General features: G+C 33.3%; 24 protein-coding genes. 5 read left to right on the top strand and 19 right to left on the bottom strand.

Translation table 11 applies throughout. The features are described from left to right. Positions 1-3 precede the first annotated feature (3 nt). The 4 genes from coaBC to ACT53I_RS11860 form a co-directional block, all read right to left on the bottom strand. A complete protein-coding gene (coaBC, locus tag ACT53I_RS11875; RefSeq protein ID WP_476079811.1) occupies positions 4-1,212 on the bottom strand; it encodes a bifunctional phosphopantothenoylcysteine decarboxylase/phosphopantothenate--cysteine ligase CoaBC in 1,209 nt (402 codons plus the stop codon). 212 nt (positions 1,213-1,424) lie between these two features. Continuing rightward, the gene (locus ACT53I_RS11870) at positions 1,425-1,745 is read right to left on the bottom strand and encodes a DNA-directed RNA polymerase subunit omega (RefSeq protein ID WP_476079810.1); all 321 of its coding nucleotides are present in this window, start codon (positions 1,743-1,745) and stop codon (positions 1,425-1,427) included. Between the two features lie 38 nt (positions 1,746-1,783). Continuing rightward, positions 1,784-2,758 (bottom strand): outer membrane protein assembly factor BamD, encoded by a 975-nt coding sequence (locus ACT53I_RS11865; protein ID WP_461375983.1) that lies wholly within the window; start codon positions 2,756-2,758, stop codon positions 1,784-1,786. A gap of 106 nt (positions 2,759-2,864) precedes the next feature. After that, on the bottom strand, positions 2,865-3,488 hold the full coding sequence (locus ACT53I_RS11860; protein WP_104792886.1) for a TetR/AcrR family transcriptional regulator: 624 nt from the start codon (positions 3,486-3,488) through the stop codon (positions 2,865-2,867). Positions 3,489-3,589: 101 nt separating this feature from the next. Here ACT53I_RS11860 and ACT53I_RS11855 point away from each other — a divergent pair, with 101 nt between their 5' ends. The 4 genes from ACT53I_RS11855 to ACT53I_RS11840 are packed head-to-tail and all read left to right on the top strand — an operon-like array spanning position 3,590 to position 6,072. Beyond that, positions 3,590-4,219: a TatD family hydrolase gene (locus ACT53I_RS11855; protein WP_476079809.1), complete on the top strand. Its 630-nt coding sequence runs from the start codon at positions 3,590-3,592 to the stop codon at positions 4,217-4,219. Between the two features lie 54 nt (positions 4,220-4,273). After that, on the top strand, positions 4,274-5,020 hold the full coding sequence (locus ACT53I_RS11850; protein WP_213190358.1) for a tRNA threonylcarbamoyladenosine dehydratase: 747 nt from the start codon (positions 4,274-4,276) through the stop codon (positions 5,018-5,020). A 16-nt stretch (positions 5,021-5,036) separates the two neighbouring features. Continuing rightward, positions 5,037-5,405 (top strand): ribonuclease P protein component, encoded by a 369-nt coding sequence (gene rnpA, locus ACT53I_RS11845; protein ID WP_476079808.1) that lies wholly within the window; start codon positions 5,037-5,039, stop codon positions 5,403-5,405. Positions 5,406-5,463: 58 nt separating this feature from the next. After that, on the top strand, positions 5,464-6,072 hold the full coding sequence (locus ACT53I_RS11840; protein WP_476079807.1) for a DUF4126 domain-containing protein: 609 nt from the start codon (positions 5,464-5,466) through the stop codon (positions 6,070-6,072). Between the two features lie 58 nt (positions 6,073-6,130). Here the strand turns inward: ACT53I_RS11840 and ACT53I_RS11835 are convergent, their stop codons facing one another. The 15 genes from ACT53I_RS11835 to ACT53I_RS11765 all read right to left on the bottom strand — a co-directional run bounded on the left by ACT53I_RS11835 (position 6,131) and on the right by ACT53I_RS11765 (position 21,780). Further along, complete coding sequence (locus ACT53I_RS11835; protein WP_476079806.1) at positions 6,131-7,798, bottom strand: hypothetical protein; 1,668 nt, start codon at positions 7,796-7,798, stop codon at positions 6,131-6,133. Positions 7,799-7,801: 3 nt separating this feature from the next. Then, positions 7,802-8,368 carry an LptE family protein gene (locus ACT53I_RS11830; RefSeq protein ID WP_104792890.1) on the bottom strand — a complete coding sequence of 189 codons (567 nt, stop codon included), beginning with the start codon at positions 8,366-8,368 and terminating at the stop codon, positions 7,802-7,804. After that, on the bottom strand, positions 8,368-9,651 hold the full coding sequence (locus tag ACT53I_RS11825; RefSeq protein ID WP_374450418.1) for a sigma-54 interaction domain-containing protein: 1,284 nt from the start codon (positions 9,649-9,651) through the stop codon (positions 8,368-8,370). The genes ACT53I_RS11830 and ACT53I_RS11825 overlap by 1 nt, the downstream gene beginning before the upstream one ends. Before the next feature lie 57 nt (positions 9,652-9,708). Next, positions 9,709-11,142, bottom strand: a complete 1,434-nt coding sequence (gene miaB / locus ACT53I_RS11820; protein ID WP_374450416.1) for a tRNA (N6-isopentenyl adenosine(37)-C2)-methylthiotransferase MiaB — start codon at positions 11,140-11,142, stop codon at positions 9,709-9,711. 55 nt (positions 11,143-11,197) lie between these two features. Beyond that, positions 11,198-11,971 (bottom strand): energy transducer TonB, encoded by a 774-nt coding sequence (locus ACT53I_RS11815; RefSeq protein ID WP_476079805.1) that lies wholly within the window; start codon positions 11,969-11,971, stop codon positions 11,198-11,200. Position 11,972: 1 nt separating this feature from the next. Then, positions 11,973-12,392, bottom strand: a complete 420-nt coding sequence (locus ACT53I_RS11810; RefSeq protein WP_476079803.1) for an energy transducer TonB — start codon at positions 12,390-12,392, stop codon at positions 11,973-11,975. A 64-nt stretch (positions 12,393-12,456) separates the two neighbouring features. After that, complete coding sequence (locus tag ACT53I_RS11805; RefSeq protein WP_104792895.1) at positions 12,457-12,945, bottom strand: energy transducer TonB; 489 nt, start codon at positions 12,943-12,945, stop codon at positions 12,457-12,459. A gap of 67 nt (positions 12,946-13,012) precedes the next feature. After that, a complete protein-coding gene (gene lysA, locus ACT53I_RS11800; protein WP_476079802.1) occupies positions 13,013-14,212 on the bottom strand; it encodes a diaminopimelate decarboxylase in 1,200 nt (399 codons plus the stop codon). Positions 14,213-14,310: 98 nt separating this feature from the next. After that, positions 14,311-15,531: a 3'-5' exonuclease gene (locus tag ACT53I_RS11795; protein ID WP_476079895.1), complete on the bottom strand. Its 1,221-nt coding sequence runs from the start codon at positions 15,529-15,531 to the stop codon at positions 14,311-14,313. Positions 15,532-15,593: 62 nt separating this feature from the next. After that, complete coding sequence (locus tag ACT53I_RS11790; RefSeq protein WP_476079801.1) at positions 15,594-16,094, bottom strand: restriction endonuclease subunit S; 501 nt, start codon at positions 16,092-16,094, stop codon at positions 15,594-15,596. 31 nt (positions 16,095-16,125) lie between these two features. Continuing rightward, the gene (locus ACT53I_RS11785; protein WP_476079800.1) at positions 16,126-16,737 is read right to left on the bottom strand and encodes a restriction endonuclease subunit S; all 612 of its coding nucleotides are present in this window, start codon (positions 16,735-16,737) and stop codon (positions 16,126-16,128) included. 59 nt (positions 16,738-16,796) lie between these two features. Beyond that, a complete protein-coding gene (locus ACT53I_RS11780) occupies positions 16,797-18,821 on the bottom strand; it encodes an HsdM family class I SAM-dependent methyltransferase (RefSeq protein ID WP_476079799.1) in 2,025 nt (674 codons plus the stop codon). A gap of 39 nt (positions 18,822-18,860) precedes the next feature. Continuing rightward, the gene (locus ACT53I_RS11775; protein WP_476079798.1) at positions 18,861-19,220 is read right to left on the bottom strand and encodes a transcriptional regulator; all 360 of its coding nucleotides are present in this window, start codon (positions 19,218-19,220) and stop codon (positions 18,861-18,863) included. Positions 19,221-19,676: 456 nt separating this feature from the next. Beyond that, positions 19,677-20,162: a hypothetical protein gene (locus ACT53I_RS11770; RefSeq protein WP_374361991.1), complete on the bottom strand. Its 486-nt coding sequence runs from the start codon at positions 20,160-20,162 to the stop codon at positions 19,677-19,679. Positions 20,163-20,244: 82 nt separating this feature from the next. Continuing rightward, positions 20,245-21,780: a helicase HerA-like domain-containing protein gene (locus ACT53I_RS11765; RefSeq protein ID WP_476079797.1), complete on the bottom strand. Its 1,536-nt coding sequence runs from the start codon at positions 21,778-21,780 to the stop codon at positions 20,245-20,247. 133 nt (positions 21,781-21,913) lie between these two features. On the opposite strand from ACT53I_RS11765, the gene ACT53I_RS11760 reads away from it, so the two are divergent. Continuing rightward, entirely contained in the window at positions 21,914-22,282 is a 369-nt protein-coding gene (locus ACT53I_RS11760) for a hypothetical protein (protein ID WP_476079796.1), read from the top strand. The last annotated feature ends 66 nt before the right edge of the window (positions 22,283-22,348 follow it).

Genomic DNA, 22,348 nt, shown 5'->3' with positions numbered 1-22,348 from the left:
AATTTATTTCTTAAGTTGAGTTTCTACAAAATCTAAAATGTCTTTTGCCACTTCGTCTTTAGATTTCAGAGAAAATTCTTTTTGTTCTGAATGTGTTAAAATTTTAACCTTATTCGTGTCTTTTTGGAAACCTGCACCTTCATCACGAAGTGAATTAAGCACAATCATATCCAGATTTTTTTTCTGCAATTTGCTTTTGGCATTTTCCTCTTCATTCTGAGTTTCAAGGGCAAAACCAACCAAAAACTGATGTGTTTTTTTCTCGCCCATCGTTTTCAAAATATCTGGATTCTTAACCAATTCTATGGCAAACTCTTCTTCAGATTTTTTAATTTTTTCTTTGGCAACGATTTTTGGGGCATAATCTGCAACAGCAGCACTTGCGACAGCAATATCTACCTTTTCATAGTATTTAAAAACCTCATCGTACATTTCTTTCGCCGAAGTTACTCTATGAATTTCTATATTTTTAGTGCTCGTTTTTTGTGAAGTAGGACCAGAAATTAAAATCACTTTTGCGCCACGTTTTACCGCTTCCTCAGCAAGCGAAAATCCCATTTTTCCCGAAGAATGATTGCCAATAAAACGAACAGGGTCTATTGCTTCATAGGTAGGTCCTGCTGTGATGAGAACGGTTTTTCCATCTAAAGAATGAGACTGAGGCAAAGGTTGAGTAAAAAAATCTTCTATTTTTTGTAAAATAGTTTCTGGCTCCGCTAATCTTCCTTGACCTTCTAAACCAGAAGCCAATTCGCCAAATTCTGCGGGAATAATGTGATGACCAAATCTTTCTGCTTTTTCTAAATTTTCTTTGGTGGAAGGATGTGCATACATATCCAAATCCATTGCTGGAGCTATGAAAACTGGGCATTTTGCAGACATATAAGTAGCAATAACCAAATTATCACAAATCCCATGAACCATTTTAGCCAAAGTATTTGCAGTACAAGGTGCTACCAATAATACATCTGCCCAAAGTGCGAGTTCTACATGAGAATTCCATGTTCCGTTTTGGTCATAAAAATCAGAATACACTGCATTTTTAGAAAGCGTAGAAAGCGTGACTTTTGTAACGAAATTTTCAGCAGAAGGTGTTAAAATAACCTTTACTTCTGCACCTTTTTTTACAAAATCTCTTGCAAGGTAATTCATTTTGTAGGCTGCAATTCCGCCAGAAATTGCCAATAGAATTTTTTTACCTTTTAGAGCCATATGATTAGAATTTTAACTGAACGAATTTATGGTTTTTTTTTGAATTTTTATTGGTTATTTTAAACGCAAAGAATCTGCATCATTTACCGTTATTAAAGGCATTTCATTTAACAAAGCTTTAAAAGTTGAAAATCTAAAGATTTTCAAACATAAACTCAACAAAAAAGCCACAGAAATTCTGTGACTTTGTTTTTTATCCTAACGAATATCGTTTATTTTTCTTCGGTTCTACGGAAGTAAACTTCGTCATCTAACCATTCTCTAATAGCAATAGATGTAGGCTTCGGTAATCTTTCGTAGTTTTTAGAAATTTCAATTTGCTCTCTGTTTTCGAAAACTTCTTCCAGAGTAGAATTGTGCACCGCAAATTCGTCTAATTTTTGGTGAAGTTCAGTTCTAATTTCAGCATTAATTTGTTCTGCTCTTTTTCCCATAATTACGATAGCTTCGTAGATAGAACCTACTTTTTCTTCGATTTTATCTTTATCGTATGTAATGGTGTTTACTTCTGCTTTTGTATCTTTTACGCTCATTTTGAGTGATTTATTTTTATTTTAGTTTGCAAAGATAATTAATTTCTTCTAATCTTGAAAGTAGCACCTGGTTCTGGTGTGCTAATTTTTGCACTATCAATTTTAATTTTATTCGCTTCTTGCTGATCTTTAACTTGTTTTTTAGCGTCTTCCTTGGCTTCAGCTGCTTTTTGTTTTTCTGTAAATTCAGCTTTTCTAGCTTCTACTTCTTTTTGAAGTTTCGCAAATTCTACAACTTCTTTTTCTAGTTTCCCTCTGATATCAAGAGCTTCTTTGCTTAAATCTGAGTTTGGATATTCTCTTTCTACCTGTCTGGTAAATGCGATTGCACTTTCTAATCTTTCTTTTTTAAGGTCATAAATAGAGTTGATACCCAATTCTGATTTAGATTTTAAAATATAAGCGTAGATTTTTGATTTCAGTTTAGTTGCAGGAAAATCATTTAAAACGTTTTCAAAAGCAATGGTAGCTGCTTTGTAATCTGCCATTTTAAAATATTGTCTTGCATTTTCATAAGCTTTGAACTCTAATTTATAGTTCAGTTCATCAATTAAATCATTGATGTTTTTTGCTTTTTCTGAATTTGGATAATTATTTAAAAATTCTTGTAATTCATTAATCGCCGAAGTTGTATTGCTCTGGTCTAAGTTATAATCCATAGAACCTTCATAGTAACACAATGCAGACATATAAGCTGCTTCTTCTTTTCTAGGATCATTGGTAAATGTAACCGAAAAATTCTTGAATTGATGCGCCGCTAGTTTATAGTTTTTGTCGTAGTAATTAGCATACGCAGATTTATAAACTACTTCTGGAGCGTCATCTGTTCCTGCAACGAGATTGGTTAATCTTTCGTAAAGCGCAAGAGCGTCTGTCCATTTCTTTTTTTCGTATTTTTCATTGGCAACTTTCATGATAAAATCTTTATCAGCAGATTTCATTGCCAAATCATATTGTTTGTTACAAGACAAAAGCAAAAAAGCGATTGCGAATAATGAGAATATTTTTTTCATAAATAAAAGTAAGGAAATCTTTCTATAATGTTCCCTTTATCAGTTTGCAAAAATAAAACTTTTTTTGTCAAAAGATTTATTTTAAGATACTTTAACGCAAATAAGGTTAAATTTGATATCCTAAAAGCGAGAAAACACAAAGATTGAGATGGTTTTTCAGTTTTTTTTCGGCATTTGCTAGGTAATCTTCGTCGTTACCTTTTAGATAAATTTCGTAATAATTTTTATTTCTAATGGTAAATACGATGGTTCCAATGATGGTAGAAACAATATCTTCAGATTTTGCAGCTCTTTTAAAAACGCCACTTACAATACCTTTTTGCACTACATCTTCCAGAACTTTGGTAAACGTTTGGTAAAATTCTAGCAATGTATCTTTCACTCTATCTTGATGTCTGAGTTCTTGAGTCACAAAACCATGAAAATAATTGAATTTAAATAACTGTTTAGTTACGAAATTAATAATTTCTTTGAGTTGCATCTCTGGTTTTCCGTCTTTTATGGTTTGGGTAAATTCAGCAAATGTTTCTCTGGTTTTCTGTACTCTATATTGGTAAAGATTTACCATCATTTTCTCTTTAGAGCCGAAGTAATAAGAAATCATCGCCACGTTGATATTCGCTTTAGCAGAGATATCACGAACGGAAGTCCCTTCAAAACCTTTCTGCGCAATAAGCTCTTCCGCGATGTCTAGAATATGAATTTGCTTTTCGGTAAATTTTTTCTTCATTCTCTAATTTGTTGAAAAGTAAAGATATAAAAAACTTTTTCTCAAACAAACAAATGTTTAATACTTTGTTTAATTTTTTAACCGATTTCATATCTTTGAATATGAATTTTTTCAACTTCCATCATCATAACCCACAAATCTCTTACGGAATTTATAATTCTACGCCAGAAGAAAAGATTCCTGAGCATTATTTTTCGGTAGGAATTCATCCGCAAAACATCAATGAACAATGGGAAAATGATTTAGAAAACCTAAAAATCATTTCTCAAGATCCAAAATGTTTAGCTATTGGCGAATGTGGTTTGGATGCTTTGGTAAACATCGATGAAAATCTTCAGAAAAAAGTTTTCGAAGCGCAAATCCTTTGGGCAAATCAAATTCAAAAACCGGTTATCATTCATTGCGTAAGGAAATTTCAAGAATTAATTCCTTTTCAAAAAATTGCAAAAGTTCCATTGATTATTCATGGTTTTAATAAGAAAAAAGCGATTGCTGATGAAATGTTGAAACATGGTTTTTACTTAAGTTTTGGAAAATCTGTACTTCACAACTTATCTTTGCAAACTTCTTTGAAAGAAATTCCTTTAGAAAAAATATTTTTAGAAACAGATGATACAGATTTTAACCTGACGGAATTGTATCAAAAAGTAGCTGAAATCAAGGAAATTTCTGTAGAAAAATTACAAGAACAGATTTCTAAAAATTTAGAAATTTTAAACATTCGGTTTTAATTAAGTGATTAAGAAAATCTTTGCGCTTTTTGCGTGAAAAAATAAAATTAGAAAATGACAGATTGGTTACAACGTTCGGAACTGCTCGTAAAAAAAGAAGGCTTAGAAACCTTGAAAAACGCTAAAGTTTTAGTGGTAGGTTTAGGTGGAGTGGGTTCTTTTGCAGCAGAATTTTTGGCAAGAGCAGGAGTAGGAAACATGACGATTGTAGATGGAGACATTGTAGATATCACCAACATAAACAGACAGTTACCTGCTTTACATTCTACTGTAGGAAAGGATAAAGTAGAAATCGTTGCCGAGAGAATTTTAGACATCAATCCTGAAATTAATTTGGTTAAAATCAATGAATTTCTTTCACCAGAAAGAATGGACGAAATTCTAGAAGAACATCAATTTGATTACGTATTAGATTGCATAGACAGTGTTTCGCCAAAATTAGCCTTGATTAAAGCTTGTAGAAGAAGAAAAATAAAACTCGTTTCATCGATGGGAGCTGGCGGAAAAACCGACCCAAGTAAAGTTTTGGTAAGAGATTTAAGCAAAACCAATAATTGTTATCTTGCCAAACAAATCAGAAAAAGATTAAAAAAAGAAGGGATTACCAAAGGTTTCAGATGTGTTTTTTCTACAGAAATTCAAAAAGAAGAAAGTTTAAAACTCACCGATGGAAGCAATTTTAAGAAATCTTTTTACGGAACCATCAGTTTTATGCCTGCACTTTTTGGTTTAAATGCTGCTGCAGAAGTGATTAATTACTTGTTGAAAGAGCCAAGTAAAAAGAATCAAGAGCAAAATTAATTTTATACTTAATATTTTGAACTACAAATATCCCCGAGAAGAAAAACTCAAACAAAAAAATGACATTTCCTTACTTTTTGAGAAAGGAAAATGGAAAACTTGTGGAAATTTGAGAGTGATTTCTTACCAATTTGATGCTTCAACTTCGCTCAGCATGACAACTCAACATAAAGTAGGCGTTTCTGTTTCTAAGAGATATTTTAAAAAAGCAGTTCACAGAAATAGAATCAAAAGACTTTTGCGCGAAGTTTATAGACTCAATAAAGTTCAATTTTTAGAAAAATTTGGCGACAATTCCTTAACCATGTTGTTCTACGTTTCACCTACTCTTCCGAAAAATTATCAAGAAATAGAAGAAGAATTTTTAAAACTTCTCAAAAAATAAAAATCAATAGCACGTTTTTTGTAATTTAGTTTGCACAAATAATAAACTATTACACAAAATGTTAGACAACATTCCTTATCTTCCTTACTTCATCAGTGCATTTATTGGCATTGGTTTAGCTGCAGCTTCTGGCTTTAGAGTTTTCTTGCCTATGTTTGCTGTAAGTCTCGCTTCTTATATGGGTTGGATTCCCATGAACGAAAATTTTCAATGGTTGGCTGGTTTACCTACGCTCATCACTACAGGAATTGCCACTGTGGTAGAAATTTTAGCATATTATATTCCGTTCTTTGACCATTTATTAGACACCGCTTCTGTTCCACTAGCTACAATTGCAGGTTCTATCATGTTTGCTGCGCAATTCACAGATTTAGGAACGTTTCCAACTTGGGCACTTGCATTAATTGCAGGTGGTGGAACTGCCGCCGCAATTAGTTCTGGATTTGCAGGAACACGAGCCGCATCTACCGCTACAACTGGCGGTCTAGGAAATTCTGTAGTAGCTACCACCGAAACAGCAGGAGCAGGAATGATGACTTTTTTAGCTTTAGCCGCTCCCGTAATTGCGTTTTTAGTAGCAATTGCCCTTGTTATTGTGGTTTTTATTTTAGGAAGAAAAATCTGGAATAAATTAAGAGGAAATCTAAAATCTGAAGAAACTTTATAAACCAATCCTTAGTCTAATTCAATAAAAAAAACTCCAAGAAATTCTTGGAGTTTTTGTTTTATTTACCTTGTTTTAAATCTTTGATTTCTTGAATTTTAGCCTTGAAATCTTCGGCTCTTTCCGGATGCTTATTTTGTAGAATTTCGTAAGCTTTAATTGCTTTGGTGTACAGTCTTTGTTCGGCATAAAGTTTTGCCAAAGTTTCGGTCATCAAGTGTGAAATATCGTCATTTCTTTCTTTTACTACAAAGCTTACTTCTTCTTTCAACTGAGAAATTTTAGGATTTTCTTCAATGAATTTATCGATGATTTCAGCTTTTTTCTCAATGACTTTTACCGGAATATTTTCAGGCGTTTTAACCATTGATCGGTCAATTTTAAGCCAACTTTGCCAAGTATTTACAAAATCTGGAACGTTACTATTATTCTCTTCATCCTCCACTTCTTTTGGTTGATTTTCAATAGTTTGAACAGAAGTTTCTTGAACGTTAGTTTTTAAGAAAGAAGTATTTAGAATAGATTTTTCAATAGGTTTTTCTTCAATTTTAACTTCTTCTAAAACCTCTTTTTTCAATTCGATTGGTGCAACATCTTCTACAATTTTCTTCTCATCTCTGGTTGCAATTTCTGGTTTTACCTCAACTGGTTTTTCGGTAGCTTTTGGTTGAGAAACTGCTGGTTTTTGAATCATAGAATCCAGTGGATTCATCACAAAATTCATGGGTTTCCAATCGGTATGAATTTCTTCTACAATTTCTTCTTTTTCTTCCGTCAAAATAGGAGTATTAATTACTTGAGGCTCTTCTTTTTCAATCGTCATTTCTGTATTTTCCTCTATAATCTCTGTTTTTTCTGGCTCTGAAATGTTCAATTCTGGAGTTTTTTCAGATGGAATTTCTTCAGGTTTTATTTTTTCTTCGGTTGGTTTTTCTTCAATAATTGTTGCAGAAATTTCTGCTTTTGGTTCAGATTTCGGTTCTTCTTTTTGAACGGAAGGAACAGTAAATTTCACGTTTGGCAAGAAACTTTCGAAACCATTAAAACTGATATCCGAAGGTTTTACAGACGTAATTTCCTTGTCATCTGATTGATCAATATGTTCTAAAACCGTTTCTTTACTAAAATTAAGGTCTTCTTCTCTCGTTTTGAACGCAATTTCTGCATTTTCCTCTTCCGCTTTCTCTTGCTCAAGCAATTGATTTTCAACCTCTAAAATCTCTAATTCTTTCAAAACTTCGAACTCATTTTCTTTTTTGTCAAGAATCGGCGCTTCTAATTCGGTATCACCTACTACACTTTTCGGATGCGTAACTACAGGTTTTTCTGCCTCTATTTTTTCTACCGTTTCGGTTAAATTTTCAGAAGAATTCTTAGTGATATTTTGCTCTGGAACCTCAACGATTTTTACAGGTTCTTCAGTGGTTTTTTCAACTTCATGTTCAGTTTTAGCGAGTACGATTTTCTTGAATTTCGTCAATTCTTTTTTCTCTTCTTCCTTCTTTTTATTGATGAAAGTGTAGAGAATTTTTTTATCCGTAGTATACGCTGCGGTTTTGGTTAGTTCTTTTTGGTAATTTTCAGCATCGAAATTAAAAATCGCCGAAAGATGCAAAGTTCTGATACTCTGCATATAAGGAAATTTAGAAATTTCATTCTGAAGAAGCGAAATATCTTCTTTAGAAATATTTTCTGGGCGCTGAAGCAATTCTAAAACTCGTGCATTCATCTTTTACCAATTGGCTACAATATCGTTAAAAATTTTATTGATAATCCTTTCGTTTACCAATTTCACTTGAGAAGTTTCTATGGCATTAATATCTAAATCACTACTGAAAACCGCTTCGTCTGAATACGTTCTATCAAAACTTGCTTCTGGAAACTTACTGTTTTCGTAATGAACTTTTACCGTAATGGTGAGCTTATTTTGTGCTGCTTGAATATTTCCACCGTCTGTAGTAACTGGTGTAGAAATAGTGGTAGGCGAAATGCTGTAATCTGTAATCTCTCCTTCAATAAGAACATCAGGGTTTTCCGTAGTTCCCTTTAAACCAGACCTTTGTAAAAATCTATTTTGAAGAGCAATAGAAAATTCTTGACTTAAATTAGCATTCACCAAAGCTGCATTATTAGGGAAATTTTTAATCTGAATGGTTTTTTCGTCGTGATTCAAAGAATTCCCTGTAAAACTATAACAAGAAGACAAAAAAGCCAAGGAAAAGAAACCCAAGAATAAAACTCCAAAAATTTTAAAATTTTTGGCTTGAAATCTGAAATTTAAAATCTGAAATCTTTTCATTAATCTTCTAAATTATATTGTTTTATTTTTCTGTAAAGCGTTCTTTGAGAAATTCCCAATTCATCTGCCGCTTTATTTCTTCTGCCTTTGTGTTTTTCGAGCGCTTTTACAATTAAATCTCTCTCATTATTGATTAAAGAAAGAGACTCTTCTTTCGGTTCTTCTTCTAAATCTATATCTTCTACTCCATTCTCGTACTCCTCAGTATCATTGTAGAAATTAGGAGTTGGCGCAGCTGGTTGATCTTCGTAATACAAAATAGAACTAGTATTAACCGGTTGGGTTTCAGTTTTAAAAACTCTACCGATTAAATCTTGCTCATGATGCGAAAAACTCTGACTTCCTCTATTCTTAATCAGTTCCGAAGTTAAGGATTTTAAATCATTTAAATCATTTCTCATGTCAAAAAGAATTTTGTACATGATTTCCCTTTCTGAACCGAAATCTCCTCCTGAATTTCCTGAATTTCCACCTCTGGAAACCACTGCTGGAAGTTGAGCATTCATCGGAATATATTCTGATAATTTAGTAGAATTCACACTTCTGTTTTGTTCTACCACTGTCATTTGCTCTACTAAATTTCTCAGCTGACGAATATTCCCTGGAAAAGTATAATTTTCTAAATATTTAACGCCATCATCTGTCAATTGTAACTCTGGCATTCTGTATTTTTCGGCAAAATCAATGGCGAATTTTCTGAAAAGCAAATGAATATCTCCTTTTCTTTCTCTCAAAGGTGGCATATCAATCTGAACCGTATTGAGACGATAGTACAAATCTTCTCTAAATCTACCATCTTCTATCGCTTTCATCATATTTACATTAGTCGCAGCTACGATTCTCACATTGGTTTTTTGAACCTGAGAAGAACCCACTTTCATAAATTCTCCACTTTCTAAAACTCTGAGAAGTCTTACTTGAGTTTGCAAAGGCAATTCCCCTACTTCATCTAAGAAAATAGTTCCGCCGTCTGCAACTTCAAAATAACCTTTCCTGGTAGAAGTTGCGCCTGTAAAAGCTCCTTTTTCGTGCCCAAAAAGCTCTGAATCTATAGTTCCTTCTGGAATTGCACCACAGTTTACCACAATATATGGTTGGTGTTTTCTGCGAGATTCGCTATGAATAATTTTCGGGATATGTTCTTTACCAACTCCAGATTCTCCGATAACCAAAACGGAAATATCTGTAGGCGCCACCTGAATTGCTTTTTCTATGGCACGGTTAAGTGCGGGAAAATTCCCTATAATTCCGAAACGGTTTTTTATGGATTGTAAGTCGCTCATAATTTTGAGATTTGAGGTTTAGTGTTTTTAAAAAATTTAGAAAACTTAACGATTTCCTTAAATCGCTTTCCCCAAAAGTGTGCCTTGAGTGCTGTCATGAACAAAAACAGTCACAAAGTCACCAATATTCTGCCCTTCTACTTTATCAAAAACCACTACTGCATTCTGAGAAGTTCTTCCTTTCCATTGATTTTTATCTTTTTTAGACTCTCCTTCGATTAGAACTTCGTAGTTTTTGCCAACGTAAGATTTCATTCTTTTTCTGGATAATTCTCCTTGTAACGCAATGATTTCGGCTAATCTTCTTTGCTTCACATCTGCAGGAACATCATCTTCCATTTTTTTATGAGCTGGAGTTCCTGGTCTTTCAGAATACGCAAACATATAACCGTAATCGTATTCTACTTGTCTCATTAAATCAAGAGTTAATTGATGATCTTCTTCTGTTTCACCACAGAAACCAGCAATCATATCTTGAGAAAAAGCAATTTCGGGAACTATTTCCTTCGCTTTTTTAATCAAATCTAAATATTCCTGACGTGTATGTTGACGATTCATTTTCTGCAAAATTCTGTCACTTCCACTTTGTACAGGAAGGTGAATATATTTACAAACGTTATCGTATTTTGCAATCACACGGAAAACTTCTTCCGTCATTTCGTGAGGATTAGACGTAGAAAAACGAATTCTCATTGCAGGAACTGCTTTTGCTACCATTTCTAACAATTGAGCAAAATTTACAGCGGTAGCTTTTTGCATTTCCGAAGCTTTATCAAAATCTTTTTTAGGACCACCTCCATACCAAAGATAAGAGTCCACGTTTTGCCCAAGAAGCGTAATTTCTTTGTAACCATTTTCAGCCAAAGCTTTGCATTCTTCAATAATAGAATGCGGATCACGACTTCTTTCTCTACCTCTGGTAAAAGGAACTACGCAAAAGGTACACATATTATCACAACCTCTGGTAATGGTTACGAATGCTGTAACACCGTTTCCACCTAAACGAACAGGATTAATATCTGCGTACGTTTCTTCTTTAGATAAAATAACATTGATGGCGTCTCTTCCGTCTTCTGTTTCTTTCAAAAGATTTGGCAAATCTCTGTAAGCATCTGGACCAACTACTAAGTCTACCAATTGTTCTTCTTCTAAAAATTTAGTTTTAAGACGTTCTGCCATACAACCAAGAACACCAACAGTAAGGTTAGGCCTTTCTTTTTTCAAATTTTTGAATTGTGAAAGTCGCATTCTCACCGTTTGTTCTGCTCTTTCTCTGATAGAGCAAGTATTCAGCAAAATTAAATCTGCTTCTTCTACTTTCATGGTGGTATTATAACCTTGTTCGTTAAGAATAGAGGCTACGATTTCTGAGTCTGAGAAATTCATTTGACAACCGTAACTTTCTAAAAACAATTTTTTAGAATTTTCTGGTTTTTCAGCAATAGCAAAAGCTTCGCCTTGTTTAGTTTCGTCTATATATTTTTCTTGCACTTTTCAAATATTTTGAGTGCAAAGATAAGGAATTTTATGACAAAATGGCAGGGTGTTAAAAACTGTAGTTTCCTTTTTTCAAATCTTCATAGACCTTATTTTCAAGCTCAAGATTAAATTCTTGTTCAAAAGTTAAATTCATTCTAAATTTAACGGGCTTTCCATTTCTAGTTCCTGGTTTCCACTTACCCTTTATTCGTAAGATTTCTTTTATTATTTCTTCTTTGTCAATTTCTTCAACTTGTAGATTTGTAATCCTCAAGTCTTCTAGAGCTCCTAATTCAGTAATTGTAAAAGACAACGAAATTTTTCTACCAGAAATATTTTCCTTAATATAACTTTCAATTATCCTTCTTACTTCCTTTTGAAATAATTTTATATTTTTTTCAAAAACAGGAGGTTTTTCTACATCTGGATTTGGATTTTTAAATTTATGATAAAATAAAAAATAAGGATCTATCATGAATTGAGCAATCGCATTAACTTCTTTCCCATCAAGTTTTGCAGGTTGCCAATTATCTAAATATGGCAAAACACTCTTAGAGAAATCAAAAGCACATTTATTTTTTTGAATGTTTAAGGTGTCAAAGTCTTTAACTAAACTCACCTTTTTATCAGCATAAATTACCAAATTCACTAAATACTTTTCATTTTCATTTTCGCATGGCTTAAGATTTTTCTTTTTTATTACTTTTCTGATGTCTTTATAAAAATCGCTCAAGCCTCCCTTATAAAAGTCTTGTCCAATAGGATATTTATCATAGACATCTATCTGAGCTTGTAAAGAAATAGCAATAAATGAAAATAAAAGGGTAATTCTTGTCAACATCTTATTCATGTTCTGTATGATCTGTAATAAAATTAATTTTAATAGTGTAATTAGAAGTAACTGGCATTCCATCTTTAGTAGCTGGAATCCATTTAGTTTTAACTTTTCTCATGCAAAATAGCATATCATCAATAAAAAGTTCACTGTTTTTTACTTTTGGATTTACATCTAAATTTTTAATCTTTCCATCAGGTTGTACATCAAAAGAAAAGGTAAACACACCATTTACTGCATAAGTTTTTATATCAATATAAGCATTGATCATTTTGAACAACTCTTTTCTAAAAGCTGTATCACCACCCGGAAATTCTGCTTTTTTATAAATAACGCTAGTGCTTTCTGTATTCATTTCGGTTTTCTGCTCTTGAGAAAAAATAAAAATATTGGAAATGAATAGTGAGAATAAAAATAATTTTCTCATGTTTATTAGTTTTGTGCTTCAAAGATAAATAAAAAAGTCGCTTGAGAAAAGCGACTTTTATTTTTTACATATCGAATAAATCTGTCCTGAAATTGACTTTCAGTCTTATTTTAGAATCTACTTTTGCGCCATCGCAAGTTGCAGGCATCCATTTTTGATTCATTGCTTTTACCGCATTCTTAATGTCTGTTTGCAAAAGATTACTATTCGGAACTTCTGGTTTTAGCGCAAAATCCTTTAAATTTCCTTCTTTATCAATGTAGAAAATGAAATCAAAAGTTCCATTTACAGAGTATAAATTGTTAGAAAGACTGGCTTTTAAATTTTTAAATAATTTGTCTTTAAAACCATTTTCTCCTCCAATGTATTGTGCATAAGTAGCATTCGCACATTTTAGTCTGTAAAATTCTAGCGGATTATTCATGTCTAATGAAATATCTGCTCTACCAAATTCTTTAGAATTTTCTGTAATATCATTGTCTTCTACCAAATATTGTGCACTCACAAAACCGAAAGAAAACGTCATCATCACTAATAATAAAAACTTTTTCATGACTTAAAATTTGATAGTAAATTTACAAAAAAAGGTTGTAAATGAATTACAACCTCTGATTTAAAATTTATAAAACTTCGATTTGATTTTTCAATAAATCATCGAATTCTTCTCTTTTTCTGATGAGATGCGCTTTTCCATCTAAGAATAAAACTTCAGCTGGTTTCAATCTAGAATTGAAATTTGAACTCATCTCAAAACCATAAGCTCCTGCATTTCTGAACACTAAAATATCTCCTTCTCTAACTTCGTGTAATTTTCTGTCCCAAGCAAAAGTATCGGTTTCACAAATATTTCCAACTACGGTGTAAATTCTTTCAGTCCCTTTAGGATTAGTTAGGTTTTCTATGACGTGATATGAATCATAGAACATCGGTCTGATTAAATGGTTAAATCCAGAGTTCACCCCAACAAAAACTGTAGCAGTTGTCTGTTTAATCACGTTAGATTTTACCAAAAAATGCCCAGATTTAGAAACCAAATATTTCCCCGGTTCAAACCACAATTCAAAATCTTTACCTGTTTCTTTTTTGAACTGAGCCACTGCTTTTTCTACTTTTTTCCCCAAAGCTTTCACATCAGTTTCTAACTCGCCTTTTTGGTAAGGAACTTTGAAACCGCTTCCCATATCAATATATTTAAGATTTGGGAAACTTTCTGAAAGTTCAAACATAATTTCTAAACCTTGTAAGAAAACTTCTGGATCTTTAATCTCGCTACCAGTATGCATATGCAAACCTTCGATGTTAAGATTAGTAGATTTCATCACGCGTTCTATATGACGCATTTGGTGAATAGAAATCCCAAATTTAGAATCAATGTGTCCTGTAGAAATTTTATAATTTCCTCCTGCAAAAATATGTGGATTAATTCTTAAAAAAACAGGGTAAGAATCACCATATTTAGTGCCGAATTGCTCTAAAATAGAGATGTTATCAATATTAATATGCACTTGCAGAGACATTGCTTCTTCTATTTCGGCAAGGTCTACACAATTGGGTGTAAATAAAATTCTCTCTGGCGAAAAACCAGCTTTTAAACCTAATTTAACTTCGTTTATAGAAACACAATCAAGATTCGCTCCTAATTTTTCTACATATTTTAGGATGTTGATATTGGTGAGTGATTTACAAGCGTAGAAAAACTTAGTGCTCTCTGCAAAAGAAGTGGTGAGTTTCTCGTACTGAGATTTTATAGAATCGGCGTCATAAACATAAACCGGCGTTCCGAATTCTTCTGCAATCTGAAGCAAATCTTGATTTGTCATAATAAAAATTTTACTGCAAAAATATAAATTTTAGATTTTAAAACCAAACAAAATTATTATTCAGTAAAAAATATCTATTTTTGATTATATATTTAGATTTATTTAGGCAATTTTTCTATCTTATATTCATTTTTCAGTAAAGATAGTTTTAAATCATTGATGATTTCTGGCGAAACTTTCTTCACTTCTATCTGCAATTTGTTTAATTTCTTCCTAGACTGAATCTGATGGAACAATTCATAATACCCGAATGAAATCAATTTTCCTTCTTCTATGATGAGAAAAGATTTCTCACCGAGATTTCTTCCTTTTCCTATCCAAAGTTCATTTCTACCTTTCAGCGTAATGAGTTCTTTCAGCGTTTTATAATCTCTAAGCGATTCATTTTCGGTGATATAATGCTTCACTTTACTGCCTTGAGAAAAGTTTTTGAATTTCAATAATGGCTTTTCTGAGTGACTAGAGTTTTTTTCAACCTTAAATTTTCCATCAATGTAGAACAAACCGTAAGGTAAAAACTGCTTCTTCGATTTATTCTGATTCAGCAAAATCAATCTCGCAATGGTATCTGTTCCCGTAAGTTCGTAATTAATTTGGGCAACTTCTTCCTGAATGCTTTGCCATTTAGCAGATTTAGAATTGAATAGTTTTTTAGAAACTCTAAAAATATCATCTACATAATCTTCAAAAAGAATGGCTCCAGAAGCATTTTGAAAATACACAAAACCTTTCTCCGAAGGTAAATCCTGAGTAAGTTCTTTTATTTTATTGATATAAGATTTTGCGTTGCTTTCTTCGTGATGTTGTTGAATAATTTCGTGGCTGTTGTCTTTGGTTTTTAACAATTTAAAAAGTTCCAAAGTAGCTCTTGCATCACCAGAAGCTCTGTGTTCATCTACCAAAGGAATCCCAATAGATTTACATAATTTCCCCAGAGAATAACTTTTCTCATGAGGAATCAGTTTTTTCGTCAAAGGAATGGTATCTAAAGTATTGATTTTAAAGTCAAAACCTAATCTCTTAAAACTCTGACGAAGCATTCTGTAATCAAAATCTATATTATGCCCTACTAAAATGGTTCCTTCTGTAATTTCTATGATTCTTTTCGCGATTTCATGAAATTTCGGAGCGGTTTTTACCATTTTTTGGGTAATTCCTGTCAGTTTTTGTACAAATGGAGATATTTCACTTTCTGGATTAACAAGTGAAATAAATTGGTCTGTGATAACGTGGCCATCATATCTGAAAATCGCAATCTCTATAATGCTTTCTTTTCTATAAGGCGCTCCGTTTCCTTCTATGTCTATTATGGTATACAAAACGAAAAATAAATATCCCACAAATTTACATAAATAAATTTACGGCGAGTTTTTTAAAAAAATCATTTTACTACTGCCCTCGTTGCAGCAACTTTCCTTTCCGCATACTGCACCACATCTTTTATAACAAGCTTTTGTACCGCTCGAATAAAGACCTCCATATAATCATACATAGGTTTCCCTTGTACGGAGGGAAGAGAAATATTTAAGTTATCGGCATCTTTTGCGTAAAAGTTTCTAGAATAGCTAAATTGCCCTGCATAAGAAACTTTATGAATAGCAGTTGTGACATATATAGCTGCATACTTAGGCAAGTTTTCAGTATGAACAACAGCAATGTGGTCATCTCCTCCGTATTTGTAATTTCTATATTTTGCAGAGCCAAACATATCTATTGTAGTAGTATTTTCTGAAAAAACAATTACATCATTTCCTATAAAATCTGAAATACCTTCGTTGGCTTCGCCAGCAGTTACAAATGGTAAATTTCCAGAAATTCTATCCTGGCTTCTTAATCTTCTCCCTCTTGTAGATTTACCAAAAAGTTTTTCAAGGTTAAACACCCTCCATTCAATATCTTTAACTCGCTGTTTATCAAGTAGTTCTACCCCCCCCCCACGATATTTTACCGTTTCTAAAAGCCTCTAATACTGCTCTTTCTTCTTCTGTTAATATATAATCACTAAGTCCTGTTACACGCAAATACGCTTCCAGCTCCGCTATACGCTCCGCTTCCATTTCTTGTATTCTTCTTTCCTCCAGCTCCGATATAAATTGGTCCATAAAAGCAAAATCTATTTTACCATTTTGGGTTGGTATATAGATCTTTTCAGATTTTATTCTTTCCCATCCTGCTTTGTTTGTCCATTCATAATTACCGTAAATTCTTTTAGAAATTGCTCCCGTTAAAAAGAGATAATTATTGTCTGTTAAAATATCATCTGTATATATCCATTTAATCGCATAGGCATCTTGTAAGACAGTAAATTCTTTATTTTGAAAAAATGTAGCACCTGTATTAGCTCCATTCGCTGAAATAGTAATTACATTTTTAAGTATTGTAGCATTATCTTTTGGAACATAATTATTCAACCCTTGATTTTGAACACCTGCCGTTAATGCAGGTAAAACAAATTCATCTTTTGGAATACTTGGTATTTCAGATGTTTTATATTTTAATGAATTTACTTTTATTTTCTCAAACAACTCTCCCAATGTAAATTCTCCCCACTCAACTTGTTGCAGTTTTTTGCTGAGTAGGGCATCTACTTTCCCAACGCTTCGGCTGGGCTTTGGTTTTTTAATAAATTAGACACTTCCCACGCCAGATAATCGGCAACGGTTTTTTTAAAGTCTGCCAAACTAGGTTTGGTGTCTATGGTTTTGTGCTGGTCAAAATTCCAATCAGCACCGCTAGGCGTAATAAAGTCTTCTACATACATCTCTGCTAAGTCCCATTGAGCTTCTACTTTTGCATTACGCCCTGCCTTGTATATTTTTATAATATCGGCATAGCGTTTTGTAGGCTCGTCTATTTCTTGCAGAGCACGGCTGGTGCGTTTATAACCATCATTACGGAAGTCTATAAACTTCACAGTTTTCTCAAAGTCGTGTGGCGCATGCGCTTCTACTATATAAATACTGGTTTGTACTCCTGCCATTGGCTGAAATAAGTCGGTAGGCATTTTTATACTAGCTAGTAGACGGTGCTTTTTTAAAAGGCTTTGGTTAGTACGTGTTGCTTTTCCACTACCTGCCGAATCTTGTATAATGATGGCAGCAATACCACCTTTTTCCATTTTGTCTAATCCAAAAGCAATGAAGGGCATTCCGTTTTCGTCATAACTAAAAGGCGGATTGAGCAATAATCTATTGGCTTTGAAATTGGTATATAATTGCTCTGGAGTACTAAAGGAGTTGCCTTTTTGTATGTTACTGCTACCATCTCCACGCAATATCATATTGGTTGCAGCAAGGGTAAACATTTCGGCATTAAGTTCTACTCCTAAAAGTTGGTTTTGTTTTATTTCGGTTATTTTCTTTTCGGCTTCGGTGGTGGCTTTGCCATAAGTTTTTTCGGCATCTTGTATCATGAGTTCCATTGCAGAGATAAGGAAACCTGCGGACCCCGTAGCTAAATCCATCACACGGCTGTGCTGGTTTACGCCTAGTATTTCTGCCATCATCTTGGTAACATAAGGCGGAGTGAGTACAATGCCTATTTCTTTCCCATCACCTAAGGCATATTTTAGAAATTCAGAATACATTTCGCCCATGATATCCAAATGCCCCAAATTCTCTTCAATAGATAGGAAAATGTTTTGATAGATAAAGGTAAAAATCTGTTTATTGGCACTTGCCTTTCCATTGATGAGTTTAGCGACTTCTTTATCAAGACTGGTAAGCTCATCTCGTTGGGCATCTTTGGCAATTTCGTTAAAACTAGCCAACATAAGATTTTGCTTATCTGTAGGGATTTCTCTAGCGTTTAAAAATTCTTTAATTTGATTAAGAACCTGCATCCCATCTCTTTTACTGTCTGTCTGTATGCCTTTTAGGTCATCAGGCACAAGACCATCTTGTATTTTTTCGCCTTGGCTGTTGATAATATTTTGCATAGATAGCAACATGCCCGATACATAAAGCACTCTTTGCGGAGCGGTAATATTATGATTATGCATCAGTTTATTCAGAGCTTTGGCTTGTGTTTTCAGTTCAGCTTGTGAGCGGATTAAGATATCGTGTTTTTCCTCTTCCGTCAGTACTGCTTCTTTATAAAAAAGTTCAAAGGTATGTTGGTTTTCTAGGAAATGAAGAGATTTCACTTCCTCTAAAAGTTTAAATGCCTTTTCTCCACTACCATATACATAATAGACCTTAAGTGTTATACTCTCCTCACTATCACCTGCTATACCTATGGCAACTACTTCATGAAATTTCCCTGATGCTATCATCCCAGTGGCATAATGCAAAGCACCATTTACGGCAAACCCAGCAATGCTTTTATCATCAAATTTTACACCCTCTTTGGTTTCGTTGATGAGTTTAGCTCGTCCTAATTTGTTTTCTATAACAACAGGAATTTTATATTTGGTAAGACTGAAATCAGGCTTTCCAAAATTGGTTTTATTTTCTGTTTTGGCTCTGCCTCTCAATGCCTCTTTTAGAAACTCGGGGATTGCCGATTCGGTATAATAATCTGCTTGATTTGTAAGTTTTAGTTTTTTGAATTGGGCTTTTACCCAATCATTAATATGTTCTTCTAGTTTATATGTATTAGTTTTTACCATAATTTATAAAATCTATATGCTTTTTTCAAAAATTATTACTTATCTCTTCATTATCTCTTTTAGCAAATCGTTTTCCTTTTTTAAGTCCCGGTTTTCTTGTTGTAAATTTTCCAATTGATCCTTTAGGTCTTTTTCAGCTTGCGTCTCGTAGGGTATATTGATGCGTTCTGCGAGGAATGCAAAAAAATTATAATTGATGGCTTTGCCAATACGCCAAAGAATAACTGTTTGTAAAGATTTTTGTTTGAAATAGCCGTTAAGAGTAATGCCCGATACGCCTAAAGACTCTGCCACATCTTTTTTCTTGATGTGTTTTTCCTTAATAAACCAATGCACCAAATTACCTATCGGCGTAGGGTCATCTGCTTTGGTCTGGGTAAACTTTTTAATAATAGGCATGTGATATATTATTGTCTTTTGTTCACAAATATACAATATGTTTACAATAAAAAAACATAAAATTTATATATAACTATTAACTTATTTATATTTATCATTTTATAAATTTTAAATATATACTAAACCTAAATATTATTTTTTTTAATCTTTACTTATTATTAATATTTACTAAACTAAAAATTAACATTAAAATTAATTATAATAAAATACATTTTATTTAATACTTAATGCTAAGTTAGTTTATAATTAACTTTAACTAATATAAGAAGCTAAACAGAAATAATGTGATTTTAAAAAGCAAGATTGGGATGATTTCTTCATATTGACAGCATAACCACATTCCTATGCTTTGCTCCCAGAATATAAAACCTTGTTCTTGATATTGGTATAAGACAACTGCCATTACAGGGCAAAAAAAATCCTGCCATAAGCAGGAATTTTATCAAAGAAATAATTTTAAGGATTGGTTGGCTGCTGACCGCTTCCGCCTTGGTTAGAAAATCTAGCACTTAATTGGCTAACTACAGCATCTGCTCCTGGCACCCCTGCCTCGGCTGCGGTTTTACTGGCTTGGTAAAATAGCCTTGCCGCTTCATAGGCTTCAGACCCCGCAAGTATTTTGGTATCTTCTATTCGTTCACATAATTGGCGCGCCAATAGCAAAATTTCGTCTAGTTGAGAAAAGAGGGTAAGGTCGTTTTGTAAATTAGCCACATTAATATAGGCTGGCACTAAGGTAGGATTATTGTTCGCAGAATTAAGTGCGTCTTCTGTAAAAGTCTTGTTATTAACATCCATAGAAGAAAGCGAAGAACGCTCTGCGTCTGTAAGCCCAACCAAAAATGGTAAATTTGTATTAATGGTTTGCAATGCTGTTTTTACTGCTGTCATCTGTTCAGCGGTAGCGGTTACATTCAATCTGTTGTTTTGTAAGTTTGCCATAATAATAGTTTTTTTTTAAAATTAAGTTGTTAGTTTTATATTATAATAAGATTATTACTCTTTTAAATACATTGAGAAAGCCCTACCTTCTCATCTTCAAACCAAACATTCCGAGGACAAATTTGGCTCCTTCTCTGGCTAAAGTTGTGGTGAATGTTCTTCCGGCTCTAGATTTCATCACTTGCTCGAACATTCCAGGCTCTTCTTTGGGTTGTCTTGCCGTAGATTTTTCTTGTGCTACTTCTTTTTCTACTTCCGCAGCTTGTTCCATGCGTTTGGCTAAAATTTCGTAGGCAGATTCTTTATCTACCTCATTTTTATATTTTTTAACCAAATCAGAAGAATTAACCAAATCGTCTATCTCTTCAGAAGTCAAAACATCCATTCTGGATTCTGGAGAAATCAAATAAGTATGAACCAGCGGTGTTGGAATTCCCTTCTCATCAAGCGCTGTTACGAAAGCTTCACCAATTCCTAAATTCTGAATTAAATTGGCTGCGTCATAATATTCGGTAATCGGATAATTTTCTACTGCTTTATCAATTTCTTTTCTGTCTTTTGCCGTGAAACCACGCAAAGCGTGCTGAATTTTAAGCCCTAACTGAGAAAGTACATTTTCTGGAACATCCCCTGGAATTTGAGTGATAAAATAAATTCCTACTCCTTTTGAACGAATGAGTTTCACCATTGTTTCTATCTGCGAAAGCAAAGCTTTACTTGCTTCATTGAAAATCAAATGCGCTTCGTCTATAAAAAGAACTAATTTTGGTTTTCCGCTGTCTCCTTCTTCTGGAAAAGTCATGTAAATTTCTGCAAAAAGCGAAAGCATAAATGTAGAAAACAATTGCGGCTGGTTCTGAATATCAGCAACTCTTAAAACGTTTACTACACCTTTTCCGCCTCTGGTTTGCAATAAATCTTCTACATCAAAACTTGGTTCACCGAAAAAACTCGTTGCTCCTTGTTGTTCCATCGCTACAATCGAACGAAGAATTGCTCCTAAAGAAGCTGGCGATATAGAGCCATAATTGTCTGCTAATTCTTTTTTGCCATCAGCATTATCGGTTACATATTGCAAAACTTTTTTCAAATCATCTAAATCAATGAGCGGCAATGCCTTATCATCTGCATATTTGAAAACGATAGACATAATGCTGGATTGCGTTTCATTTAATCCTAAAATTTTAGAAAGCAAAACCGGACCAAATTCTGTAACAGTAGCTCTTAATTTCAAACCTTTTTCTGCAGAAATGGTCATGAGTTCTACTGGAAAAGATTGCGGCTGATATGGCAATTGCGTTTTCGCATATCTTTCGTTGATTTTATCATTTTGTTCGCCTTCTACAGCAATTCCAGAAAGGTCACCTTTAATATCCATCACTAAAGTTGGAATACCTTTATGCGAAAGTTGTTCTACAAAAACTTGTAACGTTTTGGTCTTTCCTGTACCTGTAGCTCCTGCAATAAGGCCGTGTCTATTGACTGTTTTTAGAGGAACGGTAACATCTACTTCGGTAATCACTTCTCCGTCTAGCATTCCTTTTCCCAGAACGATATATTCTCCTTTTGGTTGATATTTAGCATTCAGTTCTTCTATAAATTTTGATTTTTCTGACATTATTTTCTTTTTTTTCAACCTTTAAATTTAAAAAATTTAGAAATACTTCTGCGAAATTATTTTTTAAATGTATTTTTGCCCTGATTAAAATCATTTGCATAATAAGACAAATTTGTCCTATTTTTGTAATGCAATGAAAAGTGCTATTTCTTTCATATTATCTTCTATCATATTTCTGGCAAGTTTCCAGAACTCACTTTTCTATGTAGATTATCAAATTAATACAGAATTCTACGAAACCTACTGTATCAACAAACAAAAACCAGAATTAGACTGTAACGGTAAATGTCAGGTTAAGAAAGCAACAGAGCAATCTCAAAATCCAGCTTCACAAATTAAATATGCTTTCGAACTGAACATTCTCCCTTCAAAACCCTTAGAAACGGAAATCAAAAATCCTTTTTCTTTGGAACTCAAAACTAAAAAGTTTTCATATGACCATATTTTCACTTTAGATGGTTATACACATATTCTCCCGGATCCTCCGAAAAATTTAGCTTAAACCTAATCACTTTTTTCGTTCAGAACATTTCTCTTTATCATGATTTGATGAAGTGCAGTGACATAT

Source organism: Cloacibacterium sp. DMC96, assembly GCF_056313765.1.
The sequence above is the reverse complement of the archived record's forward strand: the minus strand, read 5'-3'. Positions and strand labels throughout refer to the sequence as shown.